This window comes from Flavobacterium ponti (genome assembly GCF_042652765.1).
Classification (GTDB): domain Bacteria; phylum Bacteroidota; class Bacteroidia; order Flavobacteriales; family Flavobacteriaceae; genus Flavobacterium; species Flavobacterium ponti.
Genome location: NZ_JBHSGW010000025.1, coordinates 159,854 through 178,057 on the forward strand (window position 1 = coordinate 159,854; position 18,204 = coordinate 178,057).

17 protein-coding genes are annotated in these 18,204 nt (G+C 29.6%); 14 read left to right on the plus strand and 3 right to left on the minus strand.

Features of this window, described 5'->3' with window-relative positions:
• Nucleotides 1–84: 84 nt before the first annotated feature.
• Nucleotides 85–1,980, plus strand: coding sequence for an acetate--CoA ligase (locus ACFO3U_RS09010; protein ID WP_379740882.1), 1,896 nt, complete (start codon nucleotides 85–87; stop codon nucleotides 1,978–1,980).
• A gap of 105 nt (nucleotides 1,981–2,085) precedes the next feature.
• Nucleotides 2,086–3,993: an acetate--CoA ligase gene (acs, locus tag ACFO3U_RS09015; RefSeq protein WP_379740885.1), complete on the plus strand. Its 1,908-nt coding sequence runs from the start codon at nucleotides 2,086–2,088 to the stop codon at nucleotides 3,991–3,993.
• 11 nt (nucleotides 3,994–4,004) lie between these two features.
• Here the strand turns inward: acs and ACFO3U_RS09020 are convergent, their stop codons facing one another.
• On the minus strand, nucleotides 4,005–5,822 hold the full coding sequence (locus tag ACFO3U_RS09020; RefSeq protein WP_379740888.1) for an SLC13 family permease: 1,818 nt from the start codon (nucleotides 5,820–5,822) through the stop codon (nucleotides 4,005–4,007).
• 187 nt (nucleotides 5,823–6,009) lie between these two features.
• On the opposite strand from ACFO3U_RS09020, the gene ACFO3U_RS09025 reads away from it, so the two are divergent.
• Genes ACFO3U_RS09025 through ACFO3U_RS09055 form a run of 7 tightly spaced genes read left to right on the plus strand, consistent with a single transcriptional unit; the run spans nucleotide 6,010 to nucleotide 11,461 of the window.
• On the plus strand, nucleotides 6,010–7,128 hold the full coding sequence (locus tag ACFO3U_RS09025) for an NAD(P)/FAD-dependent oxidoreductase (RefSeq protein ID WP_379740891.1): 1,119 nt from the start codon (nucleotides 6,010–6,012) through the stop codon (nucleotides 7,126–7,128).
• Nucleotides 7,128–7,829 (plus strand): methyltransferase domain-containing protein, encoded by a 702-nt coding sequence (locus ACFO3U_RS09030; RefSeq protein ID WP_379740894.1) that lies wholly within the window; start codon nucleotides 7,128–7,130, stop codon nucleotides 7,827–7,829. The genes ACFO3U_RS09025 and ACFO3U_RS09030 overlap by 1 nt, the downstream gene beginning before the upstream one ends.
• 47 nt (nucleotides 7,830–7,876) lie before the next feature.
• Nucleotides 7,877–8,929 (plus strand): type III polyketide synthase, encoded by a 1,053-nt coding sequence (locus tag ACFO3U_RS09035; protein WP_379740897.1) that lies wholly within the window; start codon nucleotides 7,877–7,879, stop codon nucleotides 8,927–8,929.
• 34 nt (nucleotides 8,930–8,963) lie between these two features.
• Nucleotides 8,964–9,386: a 3-hydroxyacyl-ACP dehydratase FabZ family protein gene (locus tag ACFO3U_RS09040; protein ID WP_379740900.1), complete on the plus strand. Its 423-nt coding sequence runs from the start codon at nucleotides 8,964–8,966 to the stop codon at nucleotides 9,384–9,386.
• 33 nt (nucleotides 9,387–9,419) lie between these two features.
• Nucleotides 9,420–10,691 carry a beta-ketoacyl-[acyl-carrier-protein] synthase family protein gene (locus tag ACFO3U_RS09045; protein ID WP_379740903.1) on the plus strand — a complete coding sequence of 424 codons (1,272 nt, stop codon included), beginning with the start codon at nucleotides 9,420–9,422 and terminating at the stop codon, nucleotides 10,689–10,691.
• A gap of 39 nt (nucleotides 10,692–10,730) precedes the next feature.
• Nucleotides 10,731–10,985 (plus strand): acyl carrier protein, encoded by a 255-nt coding sequence (locus ACFO3U_RS09050; RefSeq protein ID WP_379740906.1) that lies wholly within the window; start codon nucleotides 10,731–10,733, stop codon nucleotides 10,983–10,985.
• Nucleotides 10,982–11,461, plus strand: a complete 480-nt coding sequence (locus ACFO3U_RS09055; RefSeq protein ID WP_379740909.1) for a 4'-phosphopantetheinyl transferase family protein — start codon at nucleotides 10,982–10,984, stop codon at nucleotides 11,459–11,461. The genes ACFO3U_RS09050 and ACFO3U_RS09055 overlap by 4 nt, the downstream gene beginning before the upstream one ends.
• Here ACFO3U_RS09055 and ACFO3U_RS09060 read toward each other — a convergent pair.
• Together ACFO3U_RS09060 and ACFO3U_RS09065 are read right to left on the minus strand one after the other, a co-directional pair.
• On the minus strand, nucleotides 11,458–12,063 hold the full coding sequence (locus ACFO3U_RS09060) for a 3'-5' exonuclease (protein WP_379740913.1): 606 nt from the start codon (nucleotides 12,061–12,063) through the stop codon (nucleotides 11,458–11,460). The two genes, ACFO3U_RS09055 and ACFO3U_RS09060, sit on opposite strands and share 4 nt — an antisense overlap.
• A gap of 2 nt (nucleotides 12,064–12,065) precedes the next feature.
• Entirely contained in the window at nucleotides 12,066–13,985 is a 1,920-nt protein-coding gene (locus ACFO3U_RS09065; RefSeq protein WP_379740916.1) for a DUF294 nucleotidyltransferase-like domain-containing protein, read from the minus strand.
• 175 nt (nucleotides 13,986–14,160) lie between these two features.
• Here ACFO3U_RS09065 and ACFO3U_RS09070 point away from each other — a divergent pair, with 175 nt between their 5' ends.
• The 5 genes from ACFO3U_RS09070 (at nucleotide 14,161) to ACFO3U_RS09090 (ending at nucleotide 18,197) form a co-directional block, all read left to right on the plus strand.
• A complete protein-coding gene (locus tag ACFO3U_RS09070; protein WP_379740919.1) occupies nucleotides 14,161–14,529 on the plus strand; it encodes a hypothetical protein in 369 nt (122 codons plus the stop codon).
• Between the two features lie 127 nt (nucleotides 14,530–14,656).
• Entirely contained in the window at nucleotides 14,657–15,265 is a 609-nt protein-coding gene (locus tag ACFO3U_RS09075) for a YqaA family protein (RefSeq protein ID WP_379740921.1), read from the plus strand.
• Complete coding sequence (locus ACFO3U_RS09080) at nucleotides 15,262–15,552, plus strand: DUF3817 domain-containing protein (RefSeq protein ID WP_379740924.1); 291 nt, start codon at nucleotides 15,262–15,264, stop codon at nucleotides 15,550–15,552. The genes ACFO3U_RS09075 and ACFO3U_RS09080 overlap by 4 nt, the downstream gene beginning before the upstream one ends.
• Nucleotides 15,539–16,774, plus strand: a complete 1,236-nt coding sequence (locus ACFO3U_RS09085; RefSeq protein WP_379740927.1) for a mechanosensitive ion channel family protein — start codon at nucleotides 15,539–15,541, stop codon at nucleotides 16,772–16,774. Before ACFO3U_RS09080 ends, ACFO3U_RS09085 begins: the two co-directional genes overlap by 14 nt.
• A gap of 139 nt (nucleotides 16,775–16,913) precedes the next feature.
• Nucleotides 16,914–18,197: an OmpA family protein gene (locus ACFO3U_RS09090; protein WP_379740930.1), complete on the plus strand. Its 1,284-nt coding sequence runs from the start codon at nucleotides 16,914–16,916 to the stop codon at nucleotides 18,195–18,197.
• Nucleotides 18,198–18,204 lie beyond the last annotated feature (7 nt).

The following is an 18,204-nucleotide window of genomic DNA, read 5'->3' on the forward strand; positions in this document are numbered from 1 at the left end:
TTAGCAACATTTTTAAAAATGGAATTCTGATTTTCTTTATATTTACTATACTTAATTAACACAACTTCAAACAGGTATTAGTAAATGAATTATAAAGATTTTTATTCCAAAAGTATTCAATTTCCTAAAGAATTTTGGTCAGAACAAGCCCAACAACTAAAATGGTTTGAAAATCCAACGACTATTTTATCTAAAGATTACAACGATTATCCATTATGGTTTGCAGATGGAGAATTGAATATATGTTATTTAGCTATAGATAAACACATTGAAGATGGTTTTGGAGATCAAATTGCCATGATTTTTGATTCACCTGTTACGCAAACTGTAAAGAAATATACATATAATGAAGTGAAATCAGAAGTATCAAAGCTTGCTGGAGGTTTACTTTCATTAGGATTAAAAACAGGAAATACAGCTATTATTTATATGCCAATGATTCCTCAAGCCGCTTTTGCTATGTTAGCTTGTGCTCGAATTGGAGTCACTCATTCAGTAGTTTTTGGAGGTTTTGCTCCACACGAATTGGCTATACGAATTGATGATTGCAAACCCAAAGCAATTATTACGGCTTCATCTGGAATTGAAATTGATAGAGTAATTGCCTATAAACCAATGGTTGATGAAGCAATTGCTTTAGCGGAACATAAACCCAAAAAAGTAGTCGTTTTCAATAGAAAATTAGGAGCAAGAGTTCCTTTTAAAAAATATGATGTTGATTATGATGCTTTAGTTTATGGCTCAGAAGAAACGGATTGTGTTTCTTTGAAATCAACACATCCATTGTATATTTTATACACTTCTGGAACTACTGGGAAACCAAAAGGAATTGTCAGAGATACAGGTGGTTATGCTACTGCACTTAAATTTTCAATGCAATATATATATGGTGTAAATGAAGGAGAAGTATTTTGGGCAGCTTCAGATGTAGGTTGGGTAGTTGGTCACAGTTTTATTGTTTATGGACCACTTATAAATAGAAATACAACTATTATTTTTGAAGGCAAACCCATAAAAACTCCTGATGCTTCCACTTTTTGGAGAGTTATTGCAGAACATAAAGTAAACGTAATGTTTACAGCTCCAACAGCCATTCGTGCCATAAAGAAAGAAGATCCTAATGGAGAATTTATTAAAAAACATGATTTAAGTAGCTTAAAAACACAATTTTTAGCAGGTGAACGTTGTGATATAGCTACACTAGAATGGTACCAACAACATATTCCAATTCCAGCTATAGATCATTGGTGGCAAACAGAATCAGGTTGGCCAATGATTTCCAATATGATGGGAGTTGAATATTTACCCATAAAACCAGGTTCAGCAGGAAAAGCTGTTTCAGGTTACGACATCCGAATTTTTAATGAAAATGGAGATGAGTTAAGTCCAAATGAAGAAGGTTATGTGGTTATCAAATTACCTTTACCACCAGGAACATTATTGGATTTATGGAATGATAATGAACGATTTAAATCAGGATATTTGAATAAATTTCCAGGGTATTATTTTTCAGGTGATGGTGGTTATAAAGATGAAGATGATTATATATTTATCACTGGTAGAGTAGATGATGTTATTAATGTAGCTGGACATCGATTGTCAACGGCAGAAATGGAAGAAATTGTAGCTTCTCATCATGCTGTTGCAGAATGTGCTGTGATTGGTATAAATGATGAATTAAAAGGTCAAATACCATTAGCATTGGTAGTTACAAAATCAGGAGAAGCCATAGAGCATTTTCAATTAGAGCATGAAGTAGTTCAATTAGTTAGAGCACAAATTGGAGCAGTAGCTAGTTTACGAAATGTCATCATTATACAAAGATTACCAAAAACTCGTTCGGGAAAAATTCTTCGCAAATTATTGAGAAGTATTGTAGATGGAGAAAACTTCCAAATTCCTTCAACCATTGATGATGTAGCAATTATTGATGAAGTTAAAGAAGATTTTCAAAAATATAAAATTGGATCATTTAAATAAATCTATATTAAATTAGCAAGAAATAATTTCAAGCCTTAATCGGATTTCATATATTTACATTTATTATTACTGAATACTAACCACTGAAAACTGAACACTAAAAATATGAGTTACTATAAAATCAAAGATTTAGAAAACTATTTTAAAATGTATAAAAAGTCAGTAAGAGAACCTAGAAAATTCTGGGATAAAATTGCTGATGATGAATTTACTTGGTATCAAAAATGGGATAAAACCTTTGAGTTTGATATGGAAGAAGCTAGTTTTAAATGGTTTTTAAATGCAAAACTAAATATTACTAAAAACTGTATTGATAGGCACTTAAATAAAAGAGGTGATAAAACAGCTATTATTTTTGAGCCTAATGATTCAAAAGAAGAAGCACAACATATAACCTATAACGATTTATATGCTCGTGTTGCTAAAATGGCTAATGTTTTGCAAGAGCAAGGCATTAAAAAAGGAGATAGAGTTTGTATTTATTTACCAATGATTCCAGAATTAGCAGTTTCTGTTTTAGCTTGTGCAAGAATAGGAGCAATTCATTCGGTAGTTTTTGCTGGTTTTTCTGCTTCAGCTGTTGCAGCTCGTATCAACGATAGTGAATGCAAAATGGTAATCACTTCTGACGGTGGTTTTAGAGGAAACAAAACAATTGATTTAAAAGGAATTGTAGATGAATCATTAAAAAATTGTCCTTCTGTTGAAACTGTATTAGTAGCTAAACGTACCAACTCTGATGTGAACATGAAAGAAGGACGTGATAAATGGTTACAACCTTTATTAGATGAAGCTATTGCAAATCATGTAGCAGCTATTATGGATGCTGAAGATCCGTTATTTATTCTTTATACTTCTGGTTCAACAGGAAAACCTAAAGGAATGGTTCATACTACTGCTGGTTATATGGTTTACACAGCTTATACATTCAAAAATGTTTTCAACTATGAAGAAGAAGATGTGTATTGGTGTACAGCAGATATAGGTTGGATTACAGGACATTCATATATCTTATATGGACCTCTTTTAAATGGTGCAACAACTGTTATTTTTGAAGGAGTTCCATCTTATCCAGATTTTAGTCGTTTTTGGGAAGTTATTGAAAAACATAAAGTTAATCAATTCTACACAGCACCAACAGCTATTCGTGCCTTAGCAAAAGAAAGTCTTGATTTTGTACAACGTTTTCCTTTAAAATCATTGAAAGTAATTGGTTCTGTTGGTGAACCTATCAATGAAGAAGCTTGGCACTGGTACAACGATCATGTAGGTGGCAAACGATGTCCATTAGTAGATACTTGGTGGCAAACTGAAACAGGTGGAATTATGATTTCTCCAATTCCTTTCGTTACACCAACAAAACCAACTTACGCTTCATTGCCTTTACCAGGAATTCAACCTGTTTTAATGGATGAATTACGAAATGAAATAGAAGGAAACCAAGTAACAGGAAGTTTGTGTATTAAATTTCCTTGGCCAAGTATGGCTAGAACGATTTGGGGTGATCATCAACGTTATAAAGAAACTTATTTTACAGCCTTTCCAGGTAAATATTTTACTGGTGATGGTGCGTTGCGAGATGAAGTAGGATATTATAGAATCACAGGTAGAGTAGATGATGTAATTATTGTTTCTGGACATAATTTAGGAACAGCTCCAATTGAAGATGCTGTAAATGAACATCCAGCTATAGCTGAAAGTGCTATTGTGGGTTTCCCTCATGATGTGAAAGGAAATGCTCTTTATGGTTATGTCATTCTAAAAGAATCAGGGGAAAGCCGTAATCATGACAATTTACGTAAAGAAATTAATGAAATGATTTCAAATCAAATAGGACCAATTGCAAAATTAGATAAAATCCAATTTGTTACAGGTTTACCTAAAACGCGTTCTGGTAAAATTATGCGTAGAATTTTACGCAAAATAGCCGAAGGAGATTTTAGTAATTTTGGAGATACCTCTACACTTCTTAATCCAGAATGTGTTGAAGAAATTAAAGAAGGGAAGCTGTAAGCTTCCTTTTTTTACAACATACTCGATAATACAAACGTAGCTACAATCCACAAAATGATTGACAGTATACCTCCAACGATAAAAAAGTGCTTGAATTTATATACATTTAAGCCATAAATAATAGTATTAGTTTGATAACCCATTGGAGTAAAGAAACTAAAATTAGCAGCAAATAAAACAGCTAAAATAAAAGGTTTTACGGGTAAATCCATTCCTTGTGCTAAAGCAATTGCAATTGGAGTAATAATAATAGCTGTAGCATTATTAGATATAAAACCGCTGATTATCATAGTCGTTAAAAATAGAATTCCAATAATAAAATAGGGCTTTTGGTCTAAACACAAATCCAATAAATGTTTAGTCAGATATTTATCAGCTCCACTGTTTGCCATCGCTATCCCAATTGGAATCATTCCAGCTAGTAAAAAGATAATTTCCCAATTTACTTTTTTGTAAATGTCTCCTAAACGAATACAATTAAAAACTAAGAGTAAAGCACATCCAACCAAAGCACTACTTAAAATAGGAAGTATACTGGTAGAAGCTAAACCAATTACTACAAGTAGAATTATAAAAGTAATATTTCGCTTTGTTTTTGAGCTTTTTAGTGTGAAATCATAATCTCTATTCACAGTCATGTATTCAGATGAACTAAATTCAAAGTATCTTTTCTCAGGTATTTCTACCAAAACATGATCTCCCAAGTTAATAGTTAAATCATCCATATTTTTTTGCATGATTCGTTCATAAAAATTAGGCAGTTTTGTTCTATTTCTAAATCCTAGAGGCTTTGCACCATTAATCATATAACTTTTAATGTCAGAAAATCTTTTATTAATTAAAGGTGAACCGGGAAGAACAACCAAATCAATTATTTTAGTATAATTCAATTCATTTTCCTCTGTATTTTCTTCCTCGGTTTCTTCTTTTTGTTCGTCTTCTAATGTATAGTTTACAAGATAATTATCTGAATTTTTTAAATTAAAAATAGACTTAGCATCACCACTAATCACAAATACATCATTTGCTTTAATTTTAATGTATTTTCCTGGTAGTTTTGTGCTTTTATAACCTCTAATTAGTTTTAAAATCTTAATTTTATCTTTCTTAAAAAGATAGGTTTCTTCTAAAATTTTATCAATTAATTCTGAGTCTTCTTTAATCTGAACAGTAGTTAAATATCGATTATTTATATCCAAAACATCATATTCTTCATTGTTTCCTGATGGAAGTAAAAAGGATAGTAAAGTCACAACCACAATTCCAATAACTAAGAAAAGTAAACCATATTTACTGAATTCAAAAAAAGTAAAACCTTCAATACCATGTTTCTTTACAACTGAATTGATAATAAGATTTGTTGAAGTTCCCATCAACGTGCAACTTCCTCCTAAAATTCCAGCAAACGAAATTGGCAAAAGTAATTTCCCTTTGGGAATTTTATATTTTCTAGCAAGATCTGTGATGATTTTTATAAAAACAATAACAACAGCAGTGGTACTTATAAAACTTGAAACTGTTCCAGTGATAAACATAAACAATGGGATGATTAACAACAAGGGAAGTATTTTCAACTTCTGAAGACCACTAGATAACCACGAAATAACTCCATTATCCTCTAATCCTATAGCTAAAATCATTAAACATAATATTGAAATAGTAGCTGGACTAGAAAACCCACTGATTGCTTCCTCAGGTTTTAATAAACCAAAAACCAATAAACTTACCATTATAAAAAAGGCAATTTTGTCAATAGGAAATACTTCAAAGGCAAATAATACTACCGATAGTAGAAGTATACTAAATACAATAATTATTTCTAAAGTCATGGTTTTTAAATTTCTTATAAATTTATTTACAATTTAGTAGGCTAACTTATTGAATTATAAAAACTATTTATATAATTTCCATGTAATAAAAATTAATTAAAAATAAGTCATTAAGTTTGATGTTTAACAATAGTTAAAGTTAATAATAATTAGCCTATTTCATTAAAAGAAATAGTACATTAGATAAATGAAAGCAAACAATGAAATTTCAATAATTGGTGGTGGTTTAGCTGGTCTAACAGGAGGTATTGATTTATTAAAACGAAATTTCAAAGTAGTTCTGTTTGAGAAAAATGACTATCCAAAACACAAAGTTTGTGGTGAATTTATTTCGAATGAAGTTTTACCTTATCTATCAGATTTAGGTTTAAAAATTGAATCACTTCAGCCCACAATAATCAATAAAACACAATTATCTACTTATTCCGGAAAAACAATTGAATCAGACCTATCTTTAGGTGGCTTTGGCATAAGTCGTTATGTTTTAGATAACTTTTTGTATAATAAATTTTTAGAGTTAGGAGGAAAGGTTATAAAAGAAGTTGTTACTAAGGTTGGTTTTTCCAATGAAATATTTACCATTTTTACACAATCAAATACAATTTATGAATCAAAAATAGTTTTAGGTGCTTTTGGAAAACGTTCTAATCTAGATATGCAACTGCACCGCAAGTTCATTCAACAAAAATCTCCATGGTTAGCTGTTAAAGCTCATTATTCAGGCAAATTTCCAAATGACTTAGTTGGGTTACATAACTTTAAAGGTGGTTATTGTGGAGTTTCTAAAGTAGAAAATGATGTAATAAATATTTGCTATTTGGTGAAATATAAGTCCTTCAAAAAATATAAAGACATAAAAGATTTTCAAGAAAATGTACTGTATAAAAACAAAAATCTAGAATCAATTTTTAAGGAAAGTCAAATTATTTTTAAAAAGCCATTAACAATTAGTCAAATATCTTTTGAAGACAAACCTAAAATAGAAAATCATATGCTCATGATTGGTGATGCAGCAGGTTTAATTCATCCTTTGTGTGGAAATGGAATGGCAATGGCAATTCACAGTTCAAAAATAAGTTGTGATTTAGTAACTGATTATCTTCAAGAAAAAATTTCGAGAGCAACATTAGAATCAAAATATCAACAAATTTGGAACAAAACATTCCAAAAAAGACTCAATTTTGGAAAATTTTTATCCAAACTCTTATTGAATTCGTATCTTTCTAAAATAACAATGTCGATTTTGATAGCATTTCCTTTCTTGTTACCAATTATCATAAAAAAAACACACGGCAATCCTTTATAATGGCAATAAATACCAAATACAGAACAGAAGAAGAAGAAATCATGGATGATTTTTCACTAGAAGGTGAAGAATTGCGTGATGCTTTGGACAAAATTGCTACAATAAATCAGTTTTTAGGTGGAAACCATTTGACTTTAGAAGGAGTTAAAAAATTGATTAATTCAGAAGAAGCAATTACAATTGTAGATGTTGGTTGTGGTAATGGAGATATGTTGAGAACCTTAGCTGAATATGGAAATAAAAATAATCTAAAATTCAATTTAATAGGAATAGATGCTAATGCTTTTACGATTGATTATGCTATAAAACTTTCAAAAGAATATCCAAATATTAGTTATAAATGCGAAGATATATTTAGTAAAGTTTTTGCTCAAATGAATTATGATATAGTTTTGTGCACCCTAACGTTACATCATTTTAAAAACAACCAAATTGATTATTTAATTCTACTTTTTAACAAACAAGCAAGAATAGGAATTGTAATCAATGATTTACACAGAAATATAGTTGCTTATAGAGCATTTCAAGTAATTTGTTGGGTTTTCAGATTAAACAAAATGTCCAAAGAAGATGGATTAGTATCTATTTTAAGAGGTTTCAAAAAACAAGAATTAATTGAATTCTCCGAACGAAATAAATTAAAAAAATATACCATAAATTGGAAATGGGCTTTTCGCTACCAATGGATAATTAAGAAATAAATTCCAACATCCAAAATCCAAAATCTGAAAATCTGAAAATCTAAATTATGTCAGTCAAAATAATAAATGTTGCCACTCAATTACCTGAATTCTCAAGAGAAACAAAGGATATCATTCCTTTTTTAGATATTTGGTTAGCCAATCAAGACGATCGCTTTAAACGAAAAGTCAAGAAGATATTTGAAGGAGCCAATGTAGATAAACGTTATTCTATAATGGATCCAGAAGAAGTTTTTTCTTTACATTCTTTCGAACAAAGAAATGCAATTTATGCACGAGAAATGATTGTTTTAGGAGAAAAAGTATTGAAAAAAGCATTGGATAAAGCCCATTGGCAACCCGAAACAATCGATTTTATCATTACAGTAAGTTGTACTGGAATTATGATTCCTTCATTAGATGCTTATTTAATCAATAAATTGAATTTACGTCAAGATATAGTTCGTTTGCCCGTTACAGAAATGGGATGTGTTGGTGGTGTTTCCGGAATTATTTATGCCAAAAACTTTCTGAAAGCGAATCCAAACAAAAGGGCTGTTGTAATTACTGTAGAAAGTCCAACAGCAACTTTTCAATTAGATGATTATTCGATGGCAAATATTGTTAGTGCTGCTATTTTTGGTGATGGTGCTGCTTGTGTTTTAATGTCATCGCATGAAGATGAAGTTGGACCAACAATCGTTGACGAATCCATGTATCATTTCTACGATAAGGAACACATGATGGGTTTTGATTTAACCAACAAAGGTTTAAAAATGATTTTAGACATAGAAGTGCCAGATACCATTGAAGAACATTTTCCTGCAATTCTGCACCCTTTTTTAGAACGAAATAATTTAGCAATAAAAGATATCGAACATTTGATTTTTCATCCAGGTGGAAAAAAAATCGTTAACTTAGTGGAAGGATTATTTTCGGATTTAGGAAAGAATATTGATGATACCAAAGAAGTACTTCGTTTATATGGAAATATGTCTAGTGCAACAGTAATTTATGTACTAGAACGAATCATGAACAACCAACCCAAAGCTGGTGAAAAAGGGGTAATGTTGAGTTTTGGACCAGGTTTCACAGCACAAAGAGTGTTATTAGAATTTTAAGAAAGAATAAAATAATTTGCGAATTTGCGATTATATGACAAAACAAGAAATCATATCAAAATTACCTTACACACAACCTTTTTTGTTTGTAGATGATATTATTTCTATTGATGAGAATAGAGTAGAAGGTACGTTTACTTTTGATGAAAATTTAGATTTCTATAAAGGCCATTTCAAAGAAAATCCAGTTACACCTGGAGTTATTTTAACGGAAACCATGGCTCAAATAGGACTAGTTTGCTTGGGAATTTATCTAAATGAAAAAAAAGATATAAAAAACATAGGTTTCACGTCATCAGAAGTTGAATTTCTAAAACCCGTTTATCCAAATGAAAAAGTAACTGTTATTTCAGAAAAAATATACTATCGTTTTGGAAAACTAAAATGTAAAGTCAAAATGCTAAATGATAAGAAAGAAGAAGTTTGTTCTGGAACTTTAGCAGGAATGATTTTATAGATAAGGTTAAAAGTTTAAAAGAAAATATATAGTTTGAAAAGAAGAGTCGTTATAACAGGATTAGGAATTGTTGCACCAAATGGAGTAGGATTGGAGACGTTCACAAATGCCATAAAAAACGGAATTTCTGGGATAGAATTTGATGCTGAATTAGAACGTTTAAAATTTTCTTGTCAAATTTCAGGAGCTCCAAAAATTTCAGAAGACTTAAAACGAGAATACTTTTCAGAACTTGAATTGCGAAATTTCAATTCAACCGGAATATTATATGGTGTAATTGCAGGAGTGGATGCTTGGAAAGATGCAGGTTTATCCATCGAAAACAATGAAAATCCTGATTGGGAAAGCGGAACAATCTTCGGAACAGGAACATCTGGTATTGAAAAATTCAGAGAATCTATTTATAAAATTGATGATTTTCAAACCAGAAGACTCGGAAGTACAGCTGTCGCACAAACCATGAACAGCGGAATTTCAGCTTACTTAGGTGGAAAATTAGGTTTAGGCAATCAAGTTACAACCAATTCTTCAGCATGCACAACAGGAACAGAAAGTATTTTATTAGGTTTTGAACGAATCCAACAAGGAAAAGCCAAACGAATGTTAGTAGGAAGCACAAGTGATTCTGGCCCCTACATTTGGGGTGGATTTGATGCCATGAAAGTCTGTACTTTCAAACATAATGAATCACCAGAAAAAGGCTCAAGGCCAATGAGTGCAACTGCTTCAGGTTTTGTACCAAGTAGTGGAGCAGGAGCTTTTGTTATTGAAGAGTTAGAAACCGCTTTAGCTCGTGGAGCTCGAATTTATGCTGAAATATTAGGAGGAAATATCAATTCAGGAGGACAAAGAGGTGAAGGAACTATGACAGCTCCCAATTCAATTGCTGTTCAAAAATGTATTACAGATGCTTTGAAAGATGCCAATGTAAATCCAAATGAAATTGATACGATAAACGGTCATTTGACAGCAACTTCAAAAGATAGTTTAGAAATTCAAAATTGGTGTGAAGCTTTAGGTCGAAAAGGAAACGATTTTCCGTATATAAATTCATTAAAATCAATGGTTGGACATTGTTTATCTGGTGCAGGAAGTGTTGAGTCGGTCGCAACGGTGCTTCAAATTTACAATAGTTTTATTTTTCCAAATATAAACTCTGAAGATTTGAATGATGAAATAAAAGCATTAATTTCGGAAGATAAAATTCCACAAAAATTGTTGCACAAAGAACTAAATATTGTAGCTAAAGCAAGTTTTGGTTTTGGTGATGTAAATGGTTGTGTTATCTTTAAAAAGTATCAATAGAGTATTAAGATTTGAGTATTAAGTAGTAAGACATATAAAATGAATAAAGAAGAAATAATAGAAAAATTAAAGCCAATCGTGAAACCATTTGTTAAAGATGATGATGCTTTTGAAAATATAAATGAACAAACCCATTTCATTAAAGATTTAAACATCAATTCTGCTAATTTAGTTGACATTGTGTTAGATGTTGAAGAAGCTTTTGACATAGAAATTGACAATGAATCTATGGAGAAAATGCTCGATTTAGAGCATACAATTATAATCATTCAAACCAAATTAGCTGAAAAATGATAGGAAATGATGTTGTAGATTTAGTAGTAGGTAGAAAAGAAAGCAATTGGAAACGAAAAGGCTTTCTAAATAAACTATTCACAACATTTGAACAAGATTTAATTCAAAAAGCTCCAAATCAAGACGAAATGGTTTGGATGCTTTGGAGTATAAAAGAAAGTGTTTATAAAGCCTATCAACGAATTAATTATAATGAAGGTTTTTATCCTATAAAAATTGAAATTATTGAAATAAATGACCAAAAAGAATCAGTTGTTCAATTATTTGGGACTTTATTTTATGGAAAAACTATTGTTGAAAATGATTTTATTAAAACTGTAGTGGTTTTGGATAAATCAGATTTTAATAGAATTCAATACATCAAAACTTCAGATTATAGTAAAAATAAAAATGGACTACCAATTGAATTAAATTCAAACAAACCAATTTCTGTTAGTCATCATGGTAGAATCAATGAAATTGTTGGAATACTTTAAATCTCCAATTTCTTCTTCAATTTCAAAAAAAGGAGTGCTGTTATAAATGAATCACCAGAAGCGGTATGTCTATCACTTTTTCTGATTTTATAAATATCACATAATTCATCTAAACTTCGGTGCTCTTCAAAATGTAAATGCTTCAATTTCTGGTACATAGCATCTGTATCCATAAATTCATTTTTTAATTTACCCAAATGTAATCTTCCCAATGCTTCATTGATTAATTCGATATCAAAATTTACATGATGTCCAACCAGAGTTGCATCTTTAATATAATCTAAAAACCTAATAATTGCTTCAGCTTCAACAATTTTATCTTCATTACCATTTCTCATTATACCATGAATAGGGACAGATTCTGGTTTAAATAACTCTTGAACAACAAAAACTTCAAAATAATCATTTACTTCAATTTTATCATCCAAAATAGCAACAGCTCCTATTGATAATATTCTGTCTTTCTTAACATGTAAACCTGTTGATTCACAATCAAATATTACATAACGTTTGCTTCGTTCTTTACCTACAAAATGAGACAAATACGTTTCCCAAAATTTGGGTTTTTCTTGTAATGCTTTTTTAAACCAATTCCAACTCATGTTTATGTAAAATAGGTTAATTGAAATCGTGTTTTAATCAATTCTTGAATACCTTGAATAGGACTAAAAGTATTTTTAAGTTTTACTTTATCTAATTTTGATAACTCTTTCAAGTTCAAATACCTACCTGAATTACCATTTTGCAATCCCTCTTTAGTTCTAAAGGTTAAAATTGCCAGAAAAGCATCTGCACAAGCCAAATATAAATCTTCATTTTGAGGTTCTATTTCAGCTAATTTCTTAAAACGCAAATAGGTGTTATTTACATTTCTAAGTTCTTTATTGAGAGCTAATAATCTACCAGCATCAATCATTGGCATTAGAGCTCTAGCTTTTATATCAAATGAATCTTTGTTCTCTCCATCATTTTCTACAATAAATTGTTTAAAAAATCCCAATGGTGGTGGACTTTTAATTGCATCTGTACCAAGATATGCATAAAACAATTCGTTTTTATGAGTATTATCAAATATGTTTTGAGTTAATTTTTCCACTAAAAATTCGTCTCCATAAACTAAATCATAATCAAAAAAAATAGAACACATTAAAATTCCGTTATCACCAGGAGCATTTATCCATAAATTAAATTGTTTTTTCCAATCAGTTAATGATTTGCACCATTGTGGATTGCTGGCCATCATATTTGCAGGACAATATTCATAACCAATCTTATTCAAAGTTTTAGTTACTCGTTCAGCCAATTGAAGGAAATAAGACTTTACCTTATCATAATCTTTATCAGGAACATCTTCAAATAGTAAAAAATTATCTTGATCAGTCATTAACAATTGTTCTTTTCGACCTTGGCTTCCCATTGCCATCCATGAAAAACGGGTTGGAGGAGGAGTTCCTATTTTTTCTATAGCCAATTCAATGGCCCTTTTTGAAATAGCGGTATTGATTTCTCCAGTTATCGAACATAAATGATTGATAGGTATGTTTTTGTCTAAAGATTGCTGAATTAAATCGGTTAATTTTTCTCTTATAATTCTCAAATCTTTTGAATTTGTAGCTCTTTTACATTGTTTAATTAATACTCCAGGATTATTGGCTTGAGCCACAACTATGTCATGCTCTGAAATAATACCTTTAATTTCAGAATGAAATGTGCCGTCAACTGTAACGCAAAGATGACCAACATTATATTTTAACATCATAATTTGAGCTTCAGCAATGGATAAATTTTCTGCAACTGTGATAACTGGAGAAGACATAATTTGTTTGGCTTCAACCTCAATAGGAAATAAACCTGTAGCTATTTTTGAACGTAAATCTTTGTCCGTAATAATTCCAATAGGAATATTGCTTTTTTCTACAATAATACTTCCAATTTTATGATCAACCATTTTTTGGGCAATATCCTTAATTATATGATTAGCCTTTGAAGTAATTGGCTTTTTAGTGTATTTTATAGGCTGATAATATTGAATTTCAGTAGATTGGTCATCATATATTACATTTTCAGAAATTAATTTACCTTTGTTTTCTGTATTATGAGGATTTCTTGTATTTGAAGCAAAACTTTCCAATAAAAAATTCAAAACCTCTTGATTTTGTGACACATAAGGTTTGAAAACTTCAATTGGAATAGCATATAAAATAGATTCTTCACGAGCTTTTGCAGTCATTAAATAATTATCCTTTGCAAAAAATGGTCGTAAACCAATTATATCACCATCATCACATTTATCAATTAAAACATCGTCAGAGTCTGAAGTTATATTTAAACCAATTTCACCAGTATTAACTACATAAAAAGAATCATGGGTTTTATCATTAATTTGAAATAAAATTTGATTTTTTTCTAAATATAAAACTTTGACTTGTGTGGCAATTAAATAAATGGCTTCAGAATCTAAATATAAAAACGGTTCATAGTGTTTTAAAAAATCAGCAATACGTTGAGCGATAGAGTTGTTCATACAATAAGAATTACTATAACGAATTTACGATTCTTTTAGTTAGAAACAAAGATGTATTGAAATATTCTATTTTACATAATATATATTATAAGTCAATTATAAATATTTAAAATACATAAAAAAAACCTTGTGTATAATTGACTTATATAGTAATTTTACCGCACAAAATTATATCATGCAAAATAAACAAGCCACACAACTTATTGAAAAAATTCAAAAGGAAATTTCTTCTAACAAATATGATTTTTCTTCAATTATTGAAGATTTAAAAAAAGTTAGAGAAATTACTATGGATTTAAATAATCCTGTTTTAACAAAAGCATTACGTTTGTCTTACGAACATCTTGAAGAAAATAATGCTTTTTTGATTGAAATTCCAAACGATGAACCAATTGATGAAGAATCTGAAACTGAAGCTTCTGTTTATTCTTCTGAAAATAACTTAGAGAGTTTTAGTTACTTTTTATCGTTATTAGTTGATTGTTCAAAGAAAAACAATTTATTGGATTTAAGAGAATACAACAAAGCTTTTATAGCTATGTAAATTAAACTCTTTCTATTTTACATAATATAAATCGGTTTAATTACCGATTTTTTTATACATATCTTAACGTAAAATCAATAATATTCTGTCTAATTTTGCATTAAGATAAAATAATAATAAATTAAAAATGTCAAATACTAAAAAATCACGTTTTAAATTACTTCATCAGTATTATAAGTATACTGGGTTTTATTCGTTTATCTTACAAGGATTAAAAAAAGCAATTATTCCAACCGTTTTATTAGTTGCTGTTCTTTTTTATGTTAATGAAAAAGTCATCAATTTGAATGATGCTATGGTTTATGCTACTAAAAATTTTAGTGATTTTTTCTTATTTTCTATCTTTTTAATTTCTGAAAGTATATTAGGATTAATTCCACCAGACATCTTTATTGCTTGGACAAAAAACACAGAATCACCACTACTCTATCTTTCTATATTAGCTGTTTTATCTTATACGGGTGGTGTTATTGCTTACTTTTTAGGAAGAACATTAGCTGCAATTCCTTCTGTAAATAGATACATGTATGGGAAAATGACTAAACACATCATCAACATGCAAAAATGGGGTGGTTTTTTAATTATTGTGGGAGCCTTGTTACCATTACCTTTTGCAATGGCTTGTTTGGCTGCAGGAATGATTAACTTTTCTCGTAAACATTTTTTCTTATTTGCCTTATTCCGTGTATTTAGATTTGTAATATATGGATATGTAATTTATTCTGCTTTATCATGATAAAAACCTTTAAAATAGTTGCTGTCTTAGAAGGATTTTCATACCTTTTCTTATTTGCTAACATGTTTATTACTAAAAATATTAACTTAGAACTTTATAAATCTATCTTGTATCCATTAGGAATGGTGCATGGTTTATTGTTCATAGGCTATATTGCTTTAGCTATTCTTTTAAAATTTAAACTTAATTGGTCTTTCTCTACATTTTTAATCATTTGTATTGCTTCATTAATTCCTTTTGGAACATTTTACATTGAAAAAAAATACTTGAGACATGAAAATATATAATTGGTCTTATGAATTACTAAAAAACTTTCATGTTGACGATACTATGTCGTTATATGTAAGTTTATTTATTAATATTGCTATACTTATTACAATAGCTCTATTGTTAGATTATATTTTCAAAAAAATATTGATTATTGCTTTAGCTATTATTGCAACAAGAACAAAGTCAACATTTGATGATTTTTTAGTTGCTAATAAAACTGCAAAATACATAGCTCATCTTATACCTTTATATTATGTTTATAAAACTGTTCCAATAATTCTTAAAGATTTTGTGTATTGGGAAGAGTTTTTTTCAAAAGGAATTAAGATATATATCATAGTTTTATTCTTATGGATTGTTCGAAGTGTTTTTAACTCTTTGAAAGATTATCTAAAACACAAACCAAGATACAGTGACAAGCCAATAGATAGTTACATTCAAGTAATTATGATTGTGCTTTGGATTTTTGGAATTACTTCTTTTGTATTAATAATGTTTGATACCAATTTCAAAACTTTATTGACAACTTTTGGAGCAATTTCTGCTTTAATCTTTTTGATTTTTAAAGATACTATACTTGGTTTTGTGGCAAGTATTCAAGTTTCGGTTAATGATATGGTTCGTATTGGTGATTGGATTACAATGGAAAAATTCGGAGCAGATGGAGATGTAATTGAAATCAACTTAGCAACCGTTAAAGTTAGAAACTTTGACAATACAACAACTACTATTCCAACGTATAGTTTAATATCTGATAGTTTTAGAAACTGGAGAGGAATGCAAAATTCTGATGGAAGACGTTTTAAACGAAGTTTATTAATAAAACCAAGTTCTGTAAGGTTTATAAATGATGAAGAATTGCCAAAGTTTGAAAAATTAGCATTATTAAAATCTTATATTGATCATAGACAATCTGATATTAAAAAATATAATAATAACCATTCAATTGATAAATCAGTAATCTTAAATGGTAGAAACCTAACAAACTTGGGACTATTCAGAAAATTTATTCATCAATATATACAAAATCATCCAGGTATTAATCAAGAAATGTTATTGATGGTTCGTTATCTTCAACCTTCTGAGTTGGGAATTCCATTTGAGATTTATTGCTTTTCTAAAGATAAGGTATGGGAAAATTATGAACACATAATGGCTGATATCATTGATTATACAGTATCTTCTGTTAATTACTTTGATTTAGAAATCTTGGAATATAACTTTATAAAAAAGGGTTAAAATAAAAAAAAGATTAAGTTATTATTAAGTTATTTCCTATCGCTAAATAAGACAAATTAGGTTTTTTTTGTAAAAAAAGGCCAATTGTTAATAATAATTTTAATACTTTTGCAGGGTTACACAAACAATAAATAAATTCATGAAAAAAGTATTACTATTATTGTCGCTATTCATATTTACTAGTGCAATAGCTCAAGAAGAAGAAGTTAATGGTGGAATGCAGTCAAATGCTTACAACAAATGGTCGATTGATGTAAATGGTGGTTTATCTAGACCAACTACCCCTTTTATGCCAGGTTATTATGTAGAAGATTTTTCTTTTTATCATGTTGATTTAGGTGCAAGATATATGTTCAACTCTAAATTTGGTATGAAAGTAGATTTCGGTTATGACAGCTTTGAAAATCCTAGTGATGTACCAGAATTTAAATCACAATACTATAGAGCTAATTTACAAGGAGTTTTAAATCTTGGAAGAGCTTTAAATTTTGAGGAATTTACTCAAAGTTTTAATATCCAAATGCACGGTGGTCTTGGTTATTCATTCATGACATCAGATGGATTTGACGGTGAAGACAATATGACTAATGTTTTGTTAGGTCTAACTGGTCAATACAAATTAACTGAGAAAGTAGCTTTAAATGCTGACTTTACTATGATTAATAATATTAGACAACACTATACATTTGATGGAACTTCTGGTTTTGGAAATGTACCAGATGATAGAGGTTTCAACGGAACATTATATAATGCTACTTTAGGTTTATCAATCTATTTAGGTAGTAACGAGACTCATGCTGACTGGGCTTATGAAATGCAAGATGAAAAACAAGCTGAGCTTGAAGAAAGAATCGGTGAAATGGAAACTATGATGAATGATACTGATAGAGATGGTGTTCCAGATTATTTAGATGTTGAGAACAACACTACTAATGGAGTTGCTGTCGATTCTAAAGGAAGAGCTATTGATTTAAACAACAATGGTGTTCCAGATGAATTAGAAAGATATGTTGAAACGAAAACTAAAGAAGCTGTTGCTACTGCAAACGGTACAAATGGTGCTAGTGGAAGAAGTGGAAAATCTCCTTATGAATTAATCAACCAAGGTTATATTAATATTTTCTTTGATACAGATTCATTTGATCCAAAATCATCTTCTACAAATGATTTATACTTTGTAATTAACTATCTTAAAGATAATCCAAGTGCAACAGTAGACATTATTGGTTCAGCAGATACTAGAGGTTCTAGTGATTATAACAAAGAATTATCTAGAAAAAGAGCTGAAAGAGTTAAGTCTATCGTAGAAAAAGCTGGAATTGCTGGTTCAAGATTAAATATCGTTCCTCAAGGAGAGGATAGTTTAGGAGAAGGTTCTGCTAACTATTCGCTTGTAAGAAAAGTTACTTTCAAATTAAAATAATTATAAA